The organism is Streptomyces specialis (assembly GCF_001493375.1).
Classification (GTDB): domain Bacteria; phylum Actinomycetota; class Actinomycetes; order Streptomycetales; family Streptomycetaceae; genus Streptomyces; species Streptomyces specialis.
The window spans coordinates 1-16287 of record NZ_LN929769.1 but is presented as its reverse complement, the minus strand read 5'-3'; the positions used below and the strand labels follow the sequence as shown (position 1 = coordinate 16287).

Genomic DNA, 16287 nt, shown 5'->3' with positions numbered 1-16287 from the left:
CGGGAACGCACCCCCTTCCGGTGCCTCTTTGGGTGCCGGTCAGGCCCTGGGGTAGCGCTCCAGCCACACCTGGGCGGAGTCGGCCGGGCCGTGCAGGGCCGGTCCCTGGGTCATCTCCATGGCGAAGTCGTCGGCGAGTTCCAGGATCGTGGCCCGGCCCTCCAGCTCCGCCAGCCAGGCGGGCGGCAGCGCCGTCTCGCCGTGCAGGGCGCCCAGCAGGTTGCCGCAGATGGAGCCGGTGGAGTCCGAGTCGCCGCCGTGGTTGACCGCAAGCAGCAGCCCGTGGCGGACGTCCTGGGCGACGAGCGCGCAGTACACGCCCATGGCGAGGGCCTCTTCTGCGACCCAGCCCTCGCCCAGCGACTCGACGCGCTCGGGTGTCGGCAGGCCCTGGCGGACCGTGCCGAGCGCCTTCTTCAGCGCGTCGCTGGTCTCCTCGTGCCCCGGCCGGGTGGAGAGGTGCATCAGCGCCTTCTGCACGGCCGCGTCGAGTCCGTCGCCGCGCACCAGCGCGTGGATGATCGCGGCGAACGCCCCGGCCGCCAGCACGCCCGAGGGGTGGCCGTGGGTCTGGGCCGCGCATTCGACGCCCAACTGGAACACCAACTGCGGCTCCCAGCCGACCAGCAGGCCGAACGGCGCCGAACGCATCACCGTGCCGCAGCCCTTGGAGTCCGGGTTCTTCGGCTTCTCCGTGGTGCCCATCGTGCTGTCGGCCAGGCCGCTCAAGCAGGCGCGGCCGGGGGCACGTTGGGAGTAGAGCCACTCCTGCTTGGCCAGCCAGCCGTCGTTCGTCCGCCGTTCGTCCGGGCCCCACTCGCGCTGTGTGGTGTACCAGCGGCGGTACGCGGCGTGCACGTCGGTCGGGGGGTGCCAGGCGCCGGTGTCGCGGCGGACGTGGGCGCGGATCAGGCCGTCCACGGTGAACAGCGTCATCTGCGTGTCGTCGGTGACGGCTCCGCGACGGCCGTACGCGGGCACGTAGTCGGTGACGCCGTCCGGGCCGTGCTTCTCGCGGATGGCGGCCAGCGAGTCGAACTCGATGCCGGCGCCCAGCGCGTCGCCGATCGCGCCGCCGAGCAGGCAACCCCGCACGCGGCTGCGGAAGTCCTGCTGCTCCGGGCGCCCCCACAGGGCGCCGCCGACCGGGGCGCTCACTCCTGCGCCCCGACGACCGGGAGCAGGCGCGGCAGGTGGCCGTCGGCGGCCAGGGCGCGTTCCCGCCGTTCGGGCGTGACGTCGCCGTAGGTGGTGGTGCGCAGCCGCGAGGGGCGGCCCGCCGCCTCGGCGATGGCGCGCAGGTCGGCCACCGAGCGGTACGAGCCGTATGTCGAGCCGGCCATGCGGGAGATGGTCTCCTCCATCAGGGTGCCCCCGAGGTCGTTGGCGCCGGAACGCAGCATCTCCGCCGCGCCCTCGGTGCCGAGCTTGACCCAACTCGTCTGGATATTGGTGATGTGCGGGTGGAGCAGGAGCCGGGCCATGGCGGTGACGGCCCGGTTGTCGCGGTGGCTCGGGCCGGGACGGGCGATTCCGGCCAGGTACACCGGGGCGTTGGTGTGGATGAACGGCAGGGTGACGAACTCGGTGAAGCCGGGCACGCCTTTCTCCTCGTTGGCCCGCTGGATGCGGGCCAGGGTGCGCAGGTGGCCGAGCCAGTGCCGGGGCTGGTCCACGTGCCCGTACATCATGGTGGAGGAGGAGCGCAGGCCGATCTCGTGGGCGGTGCTGATCACCTCGATCCAGGTGGCGGTGGGCAGTTTGCCCTTGGTGAGGATCCAGCGCACCTCGTCGTCGAGGATCTCGGCGGCGGTGCCGGGGATGGTGTCGAGTCCCGCTTCCCTGGCGGCGGTCAGCCAGTCGCGGATCGACATGCCGGTGCGGGAGGCGCCGTTGACGACCTCCATCGGGGAGAACGCGTGGACGTGCAGATCCGGGACGCGTTCCTTCACGGCGCGGGCGATGTCGAAGTAGGCGCTGCCGGGCAGGTCGGGGTGGATGCCGCCCTGCATGCAGACCTCGACGGCGCCCACCTCCCATGCCTGCTCGGCGCGTTCGGCGACCTGGTCGAGGGAGAGGGTGTAGGCGTCGGCGTCGGTGCGGCGCTGTGCGAAGGCGCAGAAGCGGCAGCCGGTGTAGCAGACGTTGGTGAAGTTGATGTTGCGGGTGACGATGTACGTCACCTCGTCGCCGACGACGTCGCGGCGCAGTTGGTCCGCGATGCGGGTGAGGGCGTCGAGGGCGGGGCCGTCGGCGTGCAGGAGGGCGAGCGCCTGGTCGTCGGTGAGCTTCACCGGATCGTCGGCGGCGACGGAAAGGGCCGCGCGGACGTCGGTGTCGATCCTCTCCACCGCCATGCCCGGCGCGGCCATTTCCCTCAGCTCGGCCCAGTCTCCGTAGATGTCGTCGAAGTCGTCTCTGCGGTCGCCCGTGCGGCCCTCGGTGTCGATGGTGCGGTGCAGGTCCGTGCGGCCCTGGGCGGACAGGGGCTCGTCGGGCTCCTGCCAGGGCAGACCGCGCGGGACGGCGTCCTCGCGGGCGAGGCCGGTGTCCGGGTCGGCGAGGGCGGTGACGTGCGGCAACAGCCGGGGGTCGAGCCAGGGTTCGCCGCGTTTGACGAACTCGGGGTAGATCGTGAGGCGTTCCCGCAGGGTGAAGCCGGCGGCGGCGGTGCGGGCGGCGAGTTCGTCGATGTGCGGCCAGGGGCGTTCGGGGTTGACGTGGTCGGGCGTCAACGGCGAGACGCCGCCCCAGTCGTCGATCCCGGCGCGGATGAGCAGGGCGTACTCCTCGTCCACGAGGTTCGGCGGGGCCTGGACGCGGGCGGTGGGGCCCAGCAGCAGCCGGGCCACGGCCACGGTCGCGGCCAGCTCGGCGAGTTCGGCGTCGGGCATGGCGCGCATCGCCGTGTCGGGCTTGGCGCGGAAGTTCTGGATGATGACTTCCTGGATGCCGCGGTAGGCGCGGGACACCTTGCGCAGCGCGAACAGGGACTCGGCGCGCTCGGTGAAGTCCTCGCCGATGCCGATGAGGACGCCGGTGGTGAACGGCACGTTGGACCGGCCCGCGTCCTCCAGGACGCGCAGCCGCACGGCCGGTTCCTTGTCCGGGGAGCCGTGGTGCGGCCCGCCCGGCTCGGACCACAGGCGGGTCGCGGTCGTCTCCAGCATCATGCCCATGGAGGGCGCGACCGGCTTCAGGCGCTGGAAGTCGGTCCAGGACAGCACGCCGGGGTTGAGGTGCGGCAGCAGCCCGGTCTCCTCCAGCACGCGCACGGCCATGGCCCGCACATAGGCGAGGGTGTCGTCGTATCCCTCGGCGTCCAGCCAGGCGCGGGCCTCCGGCCAGCGGTCCTCCGGCTTGTCGCCGAGGGTGAACAGCGCTTCCTTGCAACCCATTTCGGCGCCCCGGCGGGCGATGTCCAGGACTTCGTCCGGCGACAGGTAGGCCCCGGCCGCGCGGTGTCCCGGGGGACTGCCGGCCTGGGCCGACTCCCTGCGGAGCTTGCCCGGCACGGTCACGAACGTGCAGTAGTGGCAGCGGTCCCGGCACAGGCGGGTCAGCGGGATGAACACCTTCCGGGAGTAGGTGATCACGCCGGGGCGTCCGGCGGCCTCCAGGCCGGCGTCCCTGACCCGGGCCGCCGTCGCGGCCAGCTCGTCCAGGTCGGCGCCCCGGGCCTGGAGCAGCACGGCCGCCTCCGCCACGTCGAGGGCCACTCCGTCGCGGGCCCGGCGCAGCGCGCGCCGCATGGAGTTGGCCGTCGGTACCTGCGCGCTCGTTGTCATTCTCTGAGCATAAGAGCGAAGGGTGGCGTCGGACATGGCGTCTTTCGCTGTGCGCTCACTCCTCCTCCCGGCTTCCCTCATCAGCCATCTACGCGTGTGACGCTGGCCACTTGCCGGCGGCGTTCCGCCGTTGACGTCGCGGTGACCCGCCGGTGACGCGGAGATGGGCCGGAGTGCCGGGAAAGCCGAGAGAGAGGGCCGGACGTGAAACGACGCGACGTGCTGAGGATCGGGGCCGCGGGCGGCGGAACCGCCGCGGTGACGCTGGCACCGGTGGAGTTCGCGCGGGCCGCGAACGGGACGGAGGCGGCGGCGGGAACGGAGACCCGGACCGTGCGCGGGCATCTCGACACGGGGGCGCCGGACTTCGTGTACCTGCCGGTCCGGGTGCCGCGCGGGGTGCGGCGCCTGGCCGTGGCCTACACCTACGACCGGCCGCAGGTCCCCGCCGGAACGCCCGGCAACGCGCTGGACATCGGCGTCTTCGACGAACGCGGCACCGAGCTGGGCGGCGACGGGTTCCGCGGCTGGTCCGGCGGTTTCCGCGCCGAGTTCGCGATCAGCGCCGAGGAGACCACCCCCGGCTACCTCGCCGGGCCGGTCAACTCCGGTACGTGGCACGTCGTCCTGGGCCCGTATACGGTCGCGCCGCAGGGCCTGGACTACGAGGTGACCGTCACGCTGGAGTACGGCCGCCAGGGGCGGACGCCGCGTCCCGTTCACCCGCCGGAGCGGGCCGCCGGGCGGGGCCGGGCCTGGTACCGGGGTGACGCCCATCTGCACACCGTTCACTCCGACGGCCGCCGCACGCCCGCCGAGGTGGCCGCGGCGGCGCGTGCCGCGGGGCTGGACTTCATCGTGACGACCGAGCACAACACCAGCTCGGCGCACGGCGCGTGGCAGGGCCTGTGGGGCGACGACCTGCTGATCCTGTGCGGCGAGGAGGTCACCACCCGCAACGGTCACTACCTGGCGCTGGGTGTCGATCCCGGCACGTTCGTCGACTGGCGCTACCGGGTGCGCGACGACGCCTACGCCCGTTTCGCGCGCCGCATCCACCAGGCGGACGGCCTGGTGGTGCCGGCGCACGCGCACGCCACCTGCGTCGGCTGCTCCTGGCGGTTCGGCTTCCACGAGGCCGACGCCGTCGAGTTGTGGAACGGGCCCTGGACCGCCGACGACGAGCTGTCGCTGGCCAGTTGGGAGACGCTGCTGCGGGACGGCGGCGAGTGGCTGCCCGCGATGGGCAACAGCGACGCGCACCGGGAGCCGCAGGTCGTGGGCCTGCCGCAGACCGTGGTGCTGGCCGAGGACCTGACCCGGCGCGCGATCCTGGACGGGATACGGGCGGGCCGCAGTTACCTCGCCGAGTCCTCGTCCGTCCGGCTGGAGTTGAGCGTGAGCGACGAGCGCGGGCAGTACGCGGGCATCGGCGAACGGCTCACCGCGCCGTCCGGCACCGGGGTCACCGTGCGCGCTGAGGGGTCCGGAGTCCCGGGAGGTATCGTGCGGTTGGTCACGGATCAGGGACTGATGCGCAGTGAGACGCTTCCGGCTGCCGGAGACGGGGCAGTGACGTGGCAGACCACCGTCGCCAATGTCGGGTACGTGCGCGCGGAGATCCGGCGCGCGCCTGCCGACGGTGGTGCCTCCGGAATCCCCGGGGAGATGGTGGCGTTGACGAATCCGGTCTTTCTAGAGAGCAGCGCATCCGGATAAAGTTTCAGGTTCGCCCCATAAGTTGAGAAGTTGAAGCAGAGGACACCATGGTCAAGGCTGAGGAGACCACGGGGGGTCATACGGCTGCCTTGCACTTCACCGTGCTGGGACCGGTCCGCGCCCGGCAGGGCGACCGATCTCTGCCATCCGGTTCACCTCAGCAACGGGCGCTTCTGGCCACGCTGTTGCTGCGGCGCGGCCGGACCGCCACCGCGCAGGAGCTGGTGAACGCCCTGTGGGGTGAGGAGTCGCCGCGCGAGGCGGTGGCCGCGCTGCGCACGTACGCCGCCCGGCTGCGCAAGTCGCTGGCGCCCCGGTCCGGGGTGCTGGTGACGGAGCTGGGCGGGTACGCGCTGCGGCTGGCCGAGGGGGACGAACTCGACCTGGACACCGTCGGCAGGCTGACGAGCGCGGCCGAGAAGTGCGTGGCGGCCGGGGATCTGGCCGGCGCGTACGAGCTGTACGGCAGGGCGCTGGCGCTGTGGGACGGCGAGGCGCTGGGCGGACTGCCCGGACCGGAGGCCGAGTTGCAGCGGGCGCGGCTGGAGGAGCAGCGGCTGTCGCTGATCGAGCAGCGCCTCGACGTCGGTCTCCAGGCCGGGATGCACACCGAGTCGGTGTCGGAGCTGACGGCGCTGACCACGTCGTATCCGCTGCGGGAGCGGCTGCGGGAGCTGTTGATGCTGGCGCTGTACCGCAGCGGCCGGCAGGCGGAGGCGCTGGCCGTGTACAACGACGCGCGCCGGCTGCTGATCGACGACCTCGGTGTCGAACCCCGGCCGGAGCTGGCCGATTTGCAGCAGCGCATTCTCAACGCGGACCCGGCGCTGAACCACATCGGTGTCCCCTCGGTCGCTCCCGCGCCCACCGTCCGTCCGCACCAGCTTCCCGCCGCCGTCCCGGACTTTACCGGCCGGGCGTCGTTCGTGGACGAGTTGGGCGCCCAGTTGGCGACGGCCGGGGGGCGGGTGATGGCGGTGTCGGCGGTGGCCGGGATCGGCGGCGTCGGGAAGACGACGCTGGCGGTGCAGGTCGCGCACGCCGCGCGGGAGCACTTCCCCGACGGGCAGTTGTACGTGGACCTCCAGGGCACCGGCGCCGGTCCGGCCGATCCGGGCGCGGTGCTGGGCGCGTTCCTGCGTTCCCTGGGGGCCCCGGACGCGTCCATCCCGGACGGGATGGCCGAACGGGCGGCGCTCTACCGGTCGCTGCTGGACGGCAAGCGCGTCCTGACGCTGCTGGACAACGCGCGGGACGCCGCGCAGGTGCGGCACCTGCTGCCGGGCACGCCGGGCTGCGCGACGCTGATCACCAGCCGGGTGCGGATGGTCGACCTGGCCGGGGCGCATCTGGTGGACCTGGACGTGATGAGCCCGGAGGAGGCGCTGACCCTCTTCACGCGGATCGTCGGCACCGAACGCGTCACCGCCGAGCGGAAGGCGGCGATGGACGTGGTGGCCGCCTGCGGGTTCCTGCCGCTGGCGATCCGTATCGCCGCCTCCCGCCTCGCGGCCCGCCGCACGTGGACCGTGTCCATCCTGGCCCGCAAGCTGTCGGACGAGCGCCGCCGCCTGGACGAGTTGCAGGCCGGCGACCAGGCCGTGAAGGCGACGTTCGAACTCGGCTACGGCCAGCTCGACCCCGAACAGGCCCGCGCCTTCCGCCTGCTGGGACTGGCCGACGGCCCGGACATCTCGCTGGCCGCCGCCGCGGCCATCCTCGACCGCGACGAGGAGACCACCGAGTCCGTTCTCGAATGCCTCGTGGACACCTCCCTGCTGGAGTCCGCCGCGCCCGGCCGGTACCGGTTCCACGACCTGGTGCGCCTGTTCGCGCGGGCGTGCGCCGAGCGCGACGAACAGCCCCCGGCCGAACGGGACGCCGCGCTGTCCCGGCTGCTGGACTTCTACCTCGCCACGGCCGCCGAGGTCAGGAACCTGGAACGGCCGGGTGACCGGCTGGTCGCCCATCTGGCGCCCACCGAGTACCCCGGGCTCGCCTTCGCCGGGCAGGAGGACGGCCTGGAGTGGCTGTTCTCCGAGGGGGAATGCCTGCTGGCCTGCGTCCGGCAGTCGGCCGACCACGGTCCTGGCGCGCTGCGCCGCGCCGTGGACATCCTGCTCGCCACCCAGGACCTGGCCGAGTCCGGCGCGTTCTCCCGGCAGTACGAGCGGGCCGCGCAACTCGTCCTGGACGCCGCCCAGTCCACCGGCGCCGCCCTGGTCGAGGGCAGAATCCGGATGCTGCTGTCCCATGTGCACAGCGTCGGGGGACGGTTCGAGGAGTCGGACGCGGAGGCCGTGCGGGCGATGCTCCTCGCGCAGTCCGTCGAAGACCCCATGCCCTACGGCTACATGGTCAACGACCGCGGCATCATCGCTCTCTACCAGGAGCGTTACGACGACGCCGAGGAGTACTTCACCCGCGCGCTGGAGTCGTTCCGCGAGGACGGCAACCGCTCCTGCGAGGCGAGTGCCCTGAGCAATCTCTCCCGGGTCCATCTGGCCACCGGGCGCATCGAGTCGGCGGTGGCGCTGGCGAAGGAGGCGCCGCCCATCTTCATGGAACTGGGCGCCAGCCTGCGCCTGGCCAACGCCAACTACTCGCTGGGCATGGCCCTCACCGGCGCCGGTCAGGCCGACGAGGCGCTGGAGGTGCTGCGGGCGGCCCTGGCCACGTTCCGCGACAAGCGGCAGCGGCTGTGGGAGGGCATGACGCTCTACCGCCTCGCCCAGGCGCACTTGGCCCAGGACGACGCGGCGCGGGCGGCGCCGCTGGCCGAACAGGCGCTGGCGCAGTTGCGCGACATCGGGGGCGGATGGCGGCGCGCGCAGATCCTCACCGAGCTCGGGCGCGCGCTCAGCGGCATCGGGCAGAGCGGCCGGGCCCGTGCCTGCTGGGAGCAGGCGCTCGCGGTCTTCGACAAGCTCGGCAGCAAGGAATCCACAGAACTCCGCAACCTTCTGGCGTCTCCCACCGTCTGATCACTCGAACCACTCAGTCCACTCACTCGTGATTCATTCATCGAATGTTTATCGCGAGCTGACAGGCTCATGCCGTCGTCGCCGCTGGGGGGATGGCGGTGGCAGAGCAGGGCCGTCCGTGAGCTACGGGGGAGTTGGCGGACGGCCCCGCAGATATCGAGTCCACGATCACCGGGGAGAAGACCGTGACCGACACCACGACCAAGCCCGAGCCGGCCGACATCCGCATAGTCGACCACCACCCGACCAGCGAGCCCGCGACGGACCGGGACGGGGTCCTCACGAGTCCGCCCCGGCGGAAGGACGACGGCGCCGCCGACGCGACGGACACCACGAACGACACCGCGACCGGCGCCCCGGCCGACACCGGGACCGAGCCCGGTGAGGAGGCCGGTGACAAGCCGGCGGCCACGGCGGGGAACCCCGCCGTCACGCCGCCGCGCGTCACCCGTCCCGGTGCGGGCCGCAAGCCGCTCGTCACCACCGACCACCACCCCACGGGGGCTCCGGCCGCCGGGGCCCAGGTGCCCGCGAAGTCCACGGCCGGCGACGGCCCGTCGAGCGGCGACGCCGCCTGACGATCCTTCGGGGGCCACGAGTCAAGGACCGGCCGCTGCGCACTGGTTGCGGAGCGGCCGGTTCTTCTGTGCGGTCCCTGAGCATCATTCGGACAACGGCTCATCCGGTCCGTGTTTCTGGTCCATCTCCCGCTTCCCGCCTAGGAGTTCGGTATGACCCGCAAGCAGCGCATCCTCGTCCTGTGCGCCTCGGCCGCCGCGGCTCTGGCCGCCGTTCTGGCCGGAACGGCCCCCGCCTCCCAGCCGGCCGGCATCGTGACCGTCGCCGATCACCACCCCCTCAGAGCGGAGCCGGAGTCCGGGGCGCCGGTACGGGGGGACCAGTGACAGCGGTCCGGTAGGCGGCGTGGGGCGGGCCTCCCGAAGGCCCGCCCCACGTCGTTTATCGCTTGTTTATGAGTGCCTGCCATCCTCGTCGAAGACCGGCCGCACAGGGGTGCGCGGTTGGGCCTCCCCGGACCTGTTCGGCGGTGACGGGGGAGCCGCCGAACAGGTCCGGTGCCGGCGTTTCGGCCTGGACGGCGCGGAGGGGGCGTCGTCCGGGCCGCACCCGGCCCCGGACCCGCTCGGGCCACCACCGGTCCCAAGGCGCCGGTCCCAAGGCGCCGGCCCCGGTCCCCGGTCGAAGGTCACGGCCCCAGATCGCCGGTCCCAGGTCCCCGGACCCATGCGGATCTCATCCTTCGCCATGATCCTTCTCCTTCTCCGGTCCGATCCCGGGCGGCCCCGGCGCCACTAGCGTCGCGGTATGAAGATCGGATTTCTTGGTACCGGCAATGTCGCCCGCGCCCTCGCGACCGGCTGGGCCGCCGCCGGGCATGACGTCGTGCTCGGCTCGCGCAAACCCGGCGAACGGGAGGGCAGGCCCGACGGCGGCCATCCCGTGACCGGACTGGCCGAGGCGGTCGCCGCCGCCGACGTGCTGGTCAACGCCACCCCCGGCACGGCCTCCCTGGACGTCCTGGAGACGATCGGCGCCGCCGCCCTGGCGGACAAGGTGCTGATCGACGTGGCCGTGGGGCTCACCGGGGACATGCGGCTGTCGCACCCGGGCGTCTCCCTCGGCGAGGAGATCCAGGCCGCCTACCCGGACCTGCGCGTGGTCAAGTCGCTGTGCACGCTCACCGCCGCCGTGATGGTCGCGCCGCACCTGCTGGAGGGGCCGTCCACCGTGTTCCTCTCCGGCGACGACGAGCCGGCCAAACGCACCGTCGCCGCTCTGCTCACCGACCTCGGCTGGCCCGCGACGTCCCTGCTCGACCTGGGCGACATCGCCACGGCGCGCGGCCAGGAGCACTTCGCGCTGCTGTTCCTCGGCATCGCCGGAGCGCTGGGCACGCACCGGTTCAACGTCCGGGTGGTCCCGGCCGTGCCGACGGGCCCGGGAACGGACCCGGCCTAGGCGGTGCCCGCGTCCTGCTCGTGGAACGCGCGGCCGTGACCGCGCACCTTCTCCAGCACCTCCTGCCCCCGGCGGTCCACCTGGTGCGTGACCGCCTCCTGCGCCGCGCCGAAGATGGCGGCCCAGGCCAGGATCTGCCCCGGCGTGTCGAGATCCGACAGTCCGGGCACCACGCTGCCGCGCACCAGGAGCAGGCCGATGACGGCGGCCACGGCCCCGGCCGGGAGCTTCAGCATCATCAGCGACATCGGCACCATGTACGGCGTCGTGGTGCCCTGGATGCGCCGCAGCGAGGCCGCGCCGGCCAGGGCCGCCGTCGCGAGGCCGACCGCCTCGGTGGTCAGCACGTCCCAGCTCGACAGCTTGTTGCCGGTGGGGCAGGCGGGCGCCTTCTGCCGGGCGTCGTGGAAGCACATGTCGAACACGGTCGGCCGCGCGGCGCCCCAGACGGCGAAGGCCACGGCGATGCACGTCATCATCACCGTGGCGCCGAACAGGCAGTTCCGGAACGACCGCACCCTGGCCCGTTCCGACTCCTCGGCGCCGTGCGCCGCCTTCAGCGCCCGGACCGCCAGCTCGCGGAAGTCGGGCAGCAGCCGCTGGCCGCTCGCGGTGAGCCGCTCCTCCAGGGCGCGGCGGCGCGGGTCCTGCGGCGGGAGGTGCTGCCGGACGCGGGCCAGTACGTCGGCGGACCACCACTTCAGCTCGTCGGACGGCGCGATCTGGAGCAGCTCGACCTCGACCTGATGGATGTTCGACCATGTCGCGTCCACGTCGGACCCGTACCAGGCGGCCTTCACCGTGCTCTTGTCGGCCGCCGCCTCCCTGGCCCGCGCTAGCTGCCGCTCGACGCCGTCCAGCTTGGTCCGTTTGGCGGCGGCGACGAATCTGCGGCTCTTGATGCGCTCCAGCGCGTATTCGAGGCTGGCGATCTCCGCGAGAGCCCGCTCGCGCCACGACGCCCGGCCGCCGCGCGACCTGCGGCGCGCGCGCCGTGATCCGGGCTCGCGGGGACCCTCGTCCGTCTCGCGGGGACCCTTGTCCATACCGCCATGGAACGCGGGACGGACCGTCCCCGCGCGCCGGATTCAGTCGTTCGGGGGAACGGCCGGGGGGCGCTCCCGGCGTGCCGGGGTGCCGCCTAGGGTGATCGGCATGGGTGTCCTGGACGGCAAGGCGGCGGTCGTCACCGGCGGTTCGCGCGGCATCGGGCGCGCGATCGTGGAACGGCTGGCGCGCGACGGCGCGCACGTCGTGTTCGGTTACGCGACGAACGCGGCGGCGGCCGAGGAGGTGGCGCGGACGGTCGCGCGGGCGGGCGGCACGGCCCACGCGGTGGCGGCGGACTTCACCGGGCCCGGCGCGGCGGAACAGTTGATGCGGCGGGCGGACGAGCTGCTCGGCGGCCTGGACATCCTGGTCAACAACGCGGCGCTGACGTTCACTCCGACGAGGATCGCGGAGACGGACGAGGAGCAGTACGACGCCATGATGGCGGCCAACGCCAGGGCGGCGTTCCTGACAACGCGCCACGCCGCCCGCCACATGCGCGACGGCGGGCGGATCATCGGGATCTCCTCGCTCAACACCGTCCGCCACGCGCCGGGCGTCGGCCCGTACGCGGCGAGCAAGGGCGCGCTCGAACAGCTCTGCGCGGTCGCCGCCGTGGAACTGGGCGAGCGCGGCATCACGGTGAACGTGGTCTCCCCCGGCGCCACCGACACGGACCTGCTGCGCGGCGCGAACACCGCCGAGTCCCTGGCCCGCGTCCCCGCCCTGACGCCCCTCGGCCGCCTCGGCGAGCCCGCCGACGTGGCCGATGTGGTCGCCTTCCTCGCCTCGCCCGACGCCCGCTGGGTGACCGGCCAGAACCTCCGCGCGACAGGCGGCCTCGCCTGAACGAGGCCCCCGACGCGGCCCCGGGCGACAAGGCACGCCGCCGCCGCGGGCCGTGGCGGTCCACGGCCCGTGGCGGCGAGCGGGGTCAGGCCGCGTGGCGGCGGCGGGAGGGTTTGTCGGATTCGGCCGTGCCGGGCGCTTCCGCGTCGCGCGGCCACGGGCCCTCGTGGATCTCGCCGCCGGTCCGCGGCTCGGTGGCGGGGGCGCGGTGTGCGCGGACGTGGCGCCCCGCCATGCCGCCCGCGCTGAACAGCAGCAGCAGGCCCGAGGCCAGCGCCACGGCGACGGGCCACTTGAGCCCGGTGGAGCCGATGGTGAGGCTGTCGGTGACCTGGTACTGACGGATCATCCACAGAATGGTGAAGCCCAGCGCGGTGATGCCCGCGAGGAGCATCAGCAGGCGCGAGCGGAGCAGGATCGCGGCCAGCGCCAGGGCGGCGGCGACCAGCATCGGCAGGAACATTCCCTCGAAGAGAGCGGCGTTCCCGGCCGTGACCCCGTCGGTCGTGAACAGCTCCGTCCACTTGAAGTGCCGACCGTCGCGGGCGCCGTACCAGTCGAAGAAAACGCTGGCCACAGCGGCTGCGGCGGCGATGGCGGCGAGCACGAAGCCGAACGTGTTGCGCCACATGACGAGCCTCCCTCGGTCGGTGAGTCAACTGACGGCTCGTCTTTCGACGCTACGCGCCCCCCACCGGGCCCGCACCCCGAACGGTGGCGACCCGTCCGGGGGCACTAACCTCCGCCCCATGATCCCTGCCGCGCCGCCGCTGCCCCTGCTCACCGCCGTGACCACGCTGGTCACCCTCGAATCGCTGCGGCTGTGGGGCACCACGGGAACGGTCGCGGCGGCCGTGCCGGCACTGTGCGCCGCCGCGGCGGCCGGGCCCCTGCCGTGGTGGCTGGGCAGCAGGCGCGCGGCGACCTCGGCCGCGGGCGCGCTGGTGGTGGCCCGGCTGGTGGCGCCGTTCCCGGCGGCCCGGACCGTTCCCGTCGTCGCGCTGGTCACGGGTGCGGCGCTCGCCGCGCTGCTGCTCGTCGTCCGCCGCTGCACGGCCGCCGACGCCACCGGCGGGCCGGAGAGCGCCGCGCGGGCGGTCGCGCTGGGCGTGGGCGCGGACGTCGCGCTGCGGCTGGCGCTCGACCTGCTGGACCCGGTGCGGCGCGGCGGCTTCACGGGCTGGCTGATCGCGCTCTTCGTGGCCGCGCCGCTCGGCGTGCTCGCGTGGCGCGCGGACCGCGAGGCGACCGGCGAGACGGTCGCGGACGGCGGCGCCGAGCCGGGGCTGCTGGGGCCCGCGCTCGGCCTGTACGCGGTGCTGCTGGCCTCGCCGGGGCTGATCGCGGCGCGCGCCGGGATCTCGCCCGCGGCCGCCGGGCTGTGGATCGCGGCGGGAACGGTCCTCGCCGTCCTGCTCCTGCCGGTGCGGCTGCCGCACCGGGCGGCGGTGGCCGTGCTGCCGGTGGCCGTGCTGGTGATCGCGTGGCTGCCCGCCCTGTCGCCGGTCGCCGCCCTGGCCGGGGTGGCGGTGCTGCCCGCCCTGCTGCGCCGGGCGCTGGCGGCCCGCCTGGGCACCGGCCGGGGCCCGCTGGCCGACCTCGCCCTGGCGGGCGCGGGCGGCGCGCTCGGGGCGACACTGCTGGTGCTGCCGGACGGCTTCGCCGCGCTGGTCGTGTGCGCCGCCCTGGCCGCGCTGGGCCTGGCCCTGGCGGCGGCGTTCCACCCGGCGCCGGGCGACCCCGGCACGAGCACCGGCGCGGGCACGGGCCCGGCGGCGGACCGGTTCGTCCCGCTGGTGGTGGCCGCGCTGCTGCTCGCCGTGCCGCCGCCGCTGGCCGCGGCCCGGCCCGCGCCCGACCCGCTGCCCACGGACACGGCCGGCGGCGTGTACCGGCTCCTGACGTGGAACGTGCACGGCGCCGTGGACCGCGACGGCGAGCCGGCGCCGGAGGCGATCCTGGAGGTGATCGAGGAGTCCCGGGCGCATGTCGTGGTCCTCCAGGAGGTGCCGCGCGGCGCGTCCGGCGCGGGCGGTCTGGACCTGGCGGCCTGGCTGGAACGTCACCTCGACGTCGAGACGGTCTGGGCGCGGGCGGCCGACCGGCAGACCGGCAACCTCGTCCTGACCAGCCTGCCCGTGCGGGAATCGGCGTCCGGCGGTCTGCCGGGCGGGCGTTCCTGGGCGCGGGTCGAGGTCGGTCTCGTGGACGGCGAACAGGCCCGCGTCGTCACCACCCACCTGGACGGCGGGAGCGACCCGGACACGCGCCTGGAGCAGCTCGGCCCGCTGCTGCGCGCCACCGGGGACGACCCGCACACGGTGCTCGCCGGTGACCTCAACGCCCTCCCCGGCTCGCCGGAGATCGACCGGCTCCGCGACGCGGGCTTCCGCAGCGCGCAGGACGAGAACGGCGACCCGGACCGCGACACGGCGGTCTCCCCCGCACGCCGCGTGGACTGGATCCTCGGCGCGGCGGGCGTCTCCTTCGCGGACTTCCGCCTCACCGACACCCGGACGTCCGACCATCTGCCCCTGACCACGACGGTCTTCCTGAACTGACCCGGCACCCGACGAACGAGCGGCCCGACCCGGCACCCGACGAACGACCGGCCCGGCGACCGCGCGCTACGACGACTGGCGGGTGCCGCGGGCCGCGTCGAGGGCGTACACGCAGTGGTCCTTGCTACAGGCGAAGATCATGCCGTCCGCCGCGGCCGGGGTGCCGGTGATGGCGCCACCCGTCTCCAGCTTCCAGCTCAGCCGGCCGCTGACGGCGTCCAGCGTGTACAGGCAGTGGTCCTCCGAGCCGAAGTGGAGCCTGCCGTCGCTGACGACCGGGGAGCCGACGATCGAGTCGCCCGCCGCGAAGCGCCAGCGCGGGGTGCCGCTGACCGCGTCCAGCGTGTACATCGCCGTGCCGCTGCCCAGGTGCACCAGGCCGTCCGCCACGACGACGGGCTCCAGCGAGTTCCGCGCCTCGGTGGCGATCCGCCAGCGGTCGTCCCCGGTGGCCGGGTCCAGCGCGTAGACCGTGCCGAGGTAGTCCGTGAAGTACACCCCGGCGGAACGGGACGCCGGTGACTGGTACGTCGCCGGGCACAGGATCGCGGCCGGGGCGTCGAACCGCCAGCGCTCCGCGCCCGTCGCCGCGTCCAGGGCCAGCACCCGGGAGCCGGCGCAGACGAACACCACGCCGTCGTCCGTGGGCGTGACGCGGACCGGGACGCCGCCGGTCACCGACGTGTCGCCCACCGGGTGGCGCCACATCTCCGAGCCGGTGCGCGCCTCCAGCACGTACAACTGGCCCTCGCCCCACGCGTAGACCACGCCGTCGCGCATGACGGGCGCGGTGTCGTGGGTCTCGAAGTCGGACTGCGCGCCGCTCAGCTCCCACAGCCGCTCGCCCGTGCCGGGCTCCCACGCCTCGACGCCGCCGCCGCGGGTGGCGGTGACGACCGTGCCGCGTTCGGCGCGCAGGGCGTAGATCCAGGTGTCGGTCTGGACGCGCCAGCGGTCCGAGCCGTCCGTGGCGTCCAGCGCGTAGAGGCTGGGGCCGTCCGAGGCGAGGACGCGTCCGCCGGTGACGGCCATGGACCAGGCGACCTCGCGGGTCTTGAACTGCCGCCGCCCGGTGGCCACGTCCAGCGCGTGCACCTCCAGCGACGTCACGTACAGCAGCCCGTCGCGGACGACGGGCGAGCCCCACAGATCGTTGTTCATCCGGAAGCGCCACGGGCGCCAGCGCGCGGGGGCGGCGGGCTCGGCGCCGGCGGGGGCGCCGGCGGCGGGGGGGCCGCCGGCGGGGGGGGCTCTTTTACACCTCTGCCGCTGCCCGCCGAGAGGGGAGGACCGTGCTTGGTGGGATCCTCAGTACTATCATCCATACAACTCGAGCTATGAGAGAGCTCAAGGAAG

12 protein-coding genes are annotated in these 16287 nt (G+C 73.9%); 7 read left to right on the top strand and 5 right to left on the bottom strand.

The genetic code is table 11. The annotated features are described in order from the left end of the window. Positions 1–39: 39 nt before the first annotated feature. Together BN2279_RS05315 and BN2279_RS05310 are read right to left on the bottom strand one after the other, a co-directional pair. The gene (locus BN2279_RS05315; RefSeq protein ID WP_059006970.1) at positions 40–1158 is read right to left on the bottom strand and encodes an ADP-ribosylglycohydrolase family protein; all 1119 of its coding nucleotides are present in this window, start codon (positions 1156–1158) and stop codon (positions 40–42) included. Next, positions 1155–3788 carry a bifunctional FO biosynthesis protein CofGH gene (locus tag BN2279_RS05310; RefSeq protein WP_059006968.1) on the bottom strand — a complete coding sequence of 878 codons (2634 nt, stop codon included), beginning with the start codon at positions 3786–3788 and terminating at the stop codon, positions 1155–1157. Before BN2279_RS05310 ends, BN2279_RS05315 begins: the two co-directional genes overlap by 4 nt. Before the next feature lie 204 nt (positions 3789–3992). Between BN2279_RS05310 and BN2279_RS05305 the strand changes: the two genes are divergently transcribed. From BN2279_RS05305 to BN2279_RS05290, 5 genes are all read left to right on the top strand, one after another. Next, entirely contained in the window at positions 3993–5507 is a 1515-nt protein-coding gene (locus BN2279_RS05305) for a CehA/McbA family metallohydrolase (protein WP_104530941.1), read from the top strand. Between the two features lie 47 nt (positions 5508–5554). Next, the gene (locus tag BN2279_RS05300; protein ID WP_059006966.1) at positions 5555–8491 is read left to right on the top strand and encodes an SARP-family global regulator AfsR; all 2937 of its coding nucleotides are present in this window, start codon (positions 5555–5557) and stop codon (positions 8489–8491) included. A 185-nt stretch (positions 8492–8676) separates the two neighbouring features. Continuing rightward, a complete protein-coding gene (locus BN2279_RS05295) occupies positions 8677–9069 on the top strand; it encodes a hypothetical protein (protein WP_159037072.1) in 393 nt (130 codons plus the stop codon). 153 nt (positions 9070–9222) lie between these two features. After that, positions 9223–9396, top strand: a complete 174-nt coding sequence (locus tag BN2279_RS29100; RefSeq protein WP_159037071.1) for a hypothetical protein — start codon at positions 9223–9225, stop codon at positions 9394–9396. Positions 9397–9817: 421 nt separating this feature from the next. Beyond that, the gene (locus BN2279_RS05290; RefSeq protein WP_059006962.1) at positions 9818–10471 is read left to right on the top strand and encodes an NADPH-dependent F420 reductase; all 654 of its coding nucleotides are present in this window, start codon (positions 9818–9820) and stop codon (positions 10469–10471) included. Here BN2279_RS05290 and BN2279_RS05285 read toward each other — a convergent pair. Continuing rightward, positions 10468–11517: a hypothetical protein gene (locus BN2279_RS05285; protein WP_059006960.1), complete on the bottom strand. Its 1050-nt coding sequence runs from the start codon at positions 11515–11517 to the stop codon at positions 10468–10470. The two genes, BN2279_RS05290 and BN2279_RS05285, sit on opposite strands and share 4 nt — an antisense overlap. A gap of 109 nt (positions 11518–11626) precedes the next feature. Here BN2279_RS05285 and BN2279_RS05280 point away from each other — a divergent pair, with 109 nt between their 5' ends. Beyond that, complete coding sequence (locus BN2279_RS05280) at positions 11627–12370, top strand: glucose 1-dehydrogenase (RefSeq protein ID WP_059007278.1); 744 nt, start codon at positions 11627–11629, stop codon at positions 12368–12370. A gap of 85 nt (positions 12371–12455) precedes the next feature. Here the strand turns inward: BN2279_RS05280 and BN2279_RS05275 are convergent, their stop codons facing one another. After that, positions 12456–13001, bottom strand: coding sequence for a hypothetical protein (locus BN2279_RS05275; protein ID WP_059006959.1), 546 nt, complete (start codon positions 12999–13001; stop codon positions 12456–12458). Positions 13002–13119: 118 nt separating this feature from the next. Between BN2279_RS05275 and BN2279_RS05270 the strand changes: the two genes are divergently transcribed. Beyond that, positions 13120–14931 carry an endonuclease/exonuclease/phosphatase family protein gene (locus BN2279_RS05270; protein ID WP_059006956.1) on the top strand — a complete coding sequence of 604 codons (1812 nt, stop codon included), beginning with the start codon at positions 13120–13122 and terminating at the stop codon, positions 14929–14931. A 66-nt stretch (positions 14932–14997) separates the two neighbouring features. Here BN2279_RS05270 and BN2279_RS05265 read toward each other — a convergent pair whose 3' ends face one another. After that, positions 14998–16092, bottom strand: coding sequence for a PQQ-binding-like beta-propeller repeat protein (locus tag BN2279_RS05265; protein ID WP_059006954.1), 1095 nt, complete (start codon positions 16090–16092; stop codon positions 14998–15000). Positions 16093–16287 lie beyond the last annotated feature (195 nt).

Excerpts from the sequence above, each read along its gene's own strand:
- BN2279_RS05310 (WP_059006968.1), bottom strand. The coding sequence starts at position 3,788 with ATGACAACGAGCGCGCAGGTACCGACGGCCAACTCCATGCGGCGCGCG.
- BN2279_RS05300 (WP_059006966.1), top strand. The coding sequence starts at position 5,555 with ATGGTCAAGGCTGAGGAGACCACGGGGGGTCATACGGCTGCCTTGCAC.
- BN2279_RS29100 (WP_159037071.1), top strand. The coding sequence starts at position 9,223 with ATGACCCGCAAGCAGCGCATCCTCGTCCTGTGCGCCTCGGCCGCCGCG.
- BN2279_RS05290 (WP_059006962.1), top strand. The coding sequence starts at position 9,818 with ATGAAGATCGGATTTCTTGGTACCGGCAATGTCGCCCGCGCCCTCGCG.
- BN2279_RS05285 (WP_059006960.1), bottom strand. The coding sequence starts at position 11,517 with ATGGACAAGGGTCCCCGCGAGACGGACGAGGGTCCCCGCGAGCCCGGA.
- BN2279_RS05280 (WP_059007278.1), top strand. The coding sequence starts at position 11,627 with ATGGGTGTCCTGGACGGCAAGGCGGCGGTCGTCACCGGCGGTTCGCGC.
- BN2279_RS05275 (WP_059006959.1), bottom strand. The coding sequence starts at position 13,001 with ATGTGGCGCAACACGTTCGGCTTCGTGCTCGCCGCCATCGCCGCCGCA.
- BN2279_RS05270 (WP_059006956.1), top strand. The coding sequence starts at position 13,120 with ATGATCCCTGCCGCGCCGCCGCTGCCCCTGCTCACCGCCGTGACCACG.
- BN2279_RS05265 (WP_059006954.1), bottom strand. The coding sequence starts at position 16,092 with ATGAACAACGATCTGTGGGGCTCGCCCGTCGTCCGCGACGGGCTGCTG.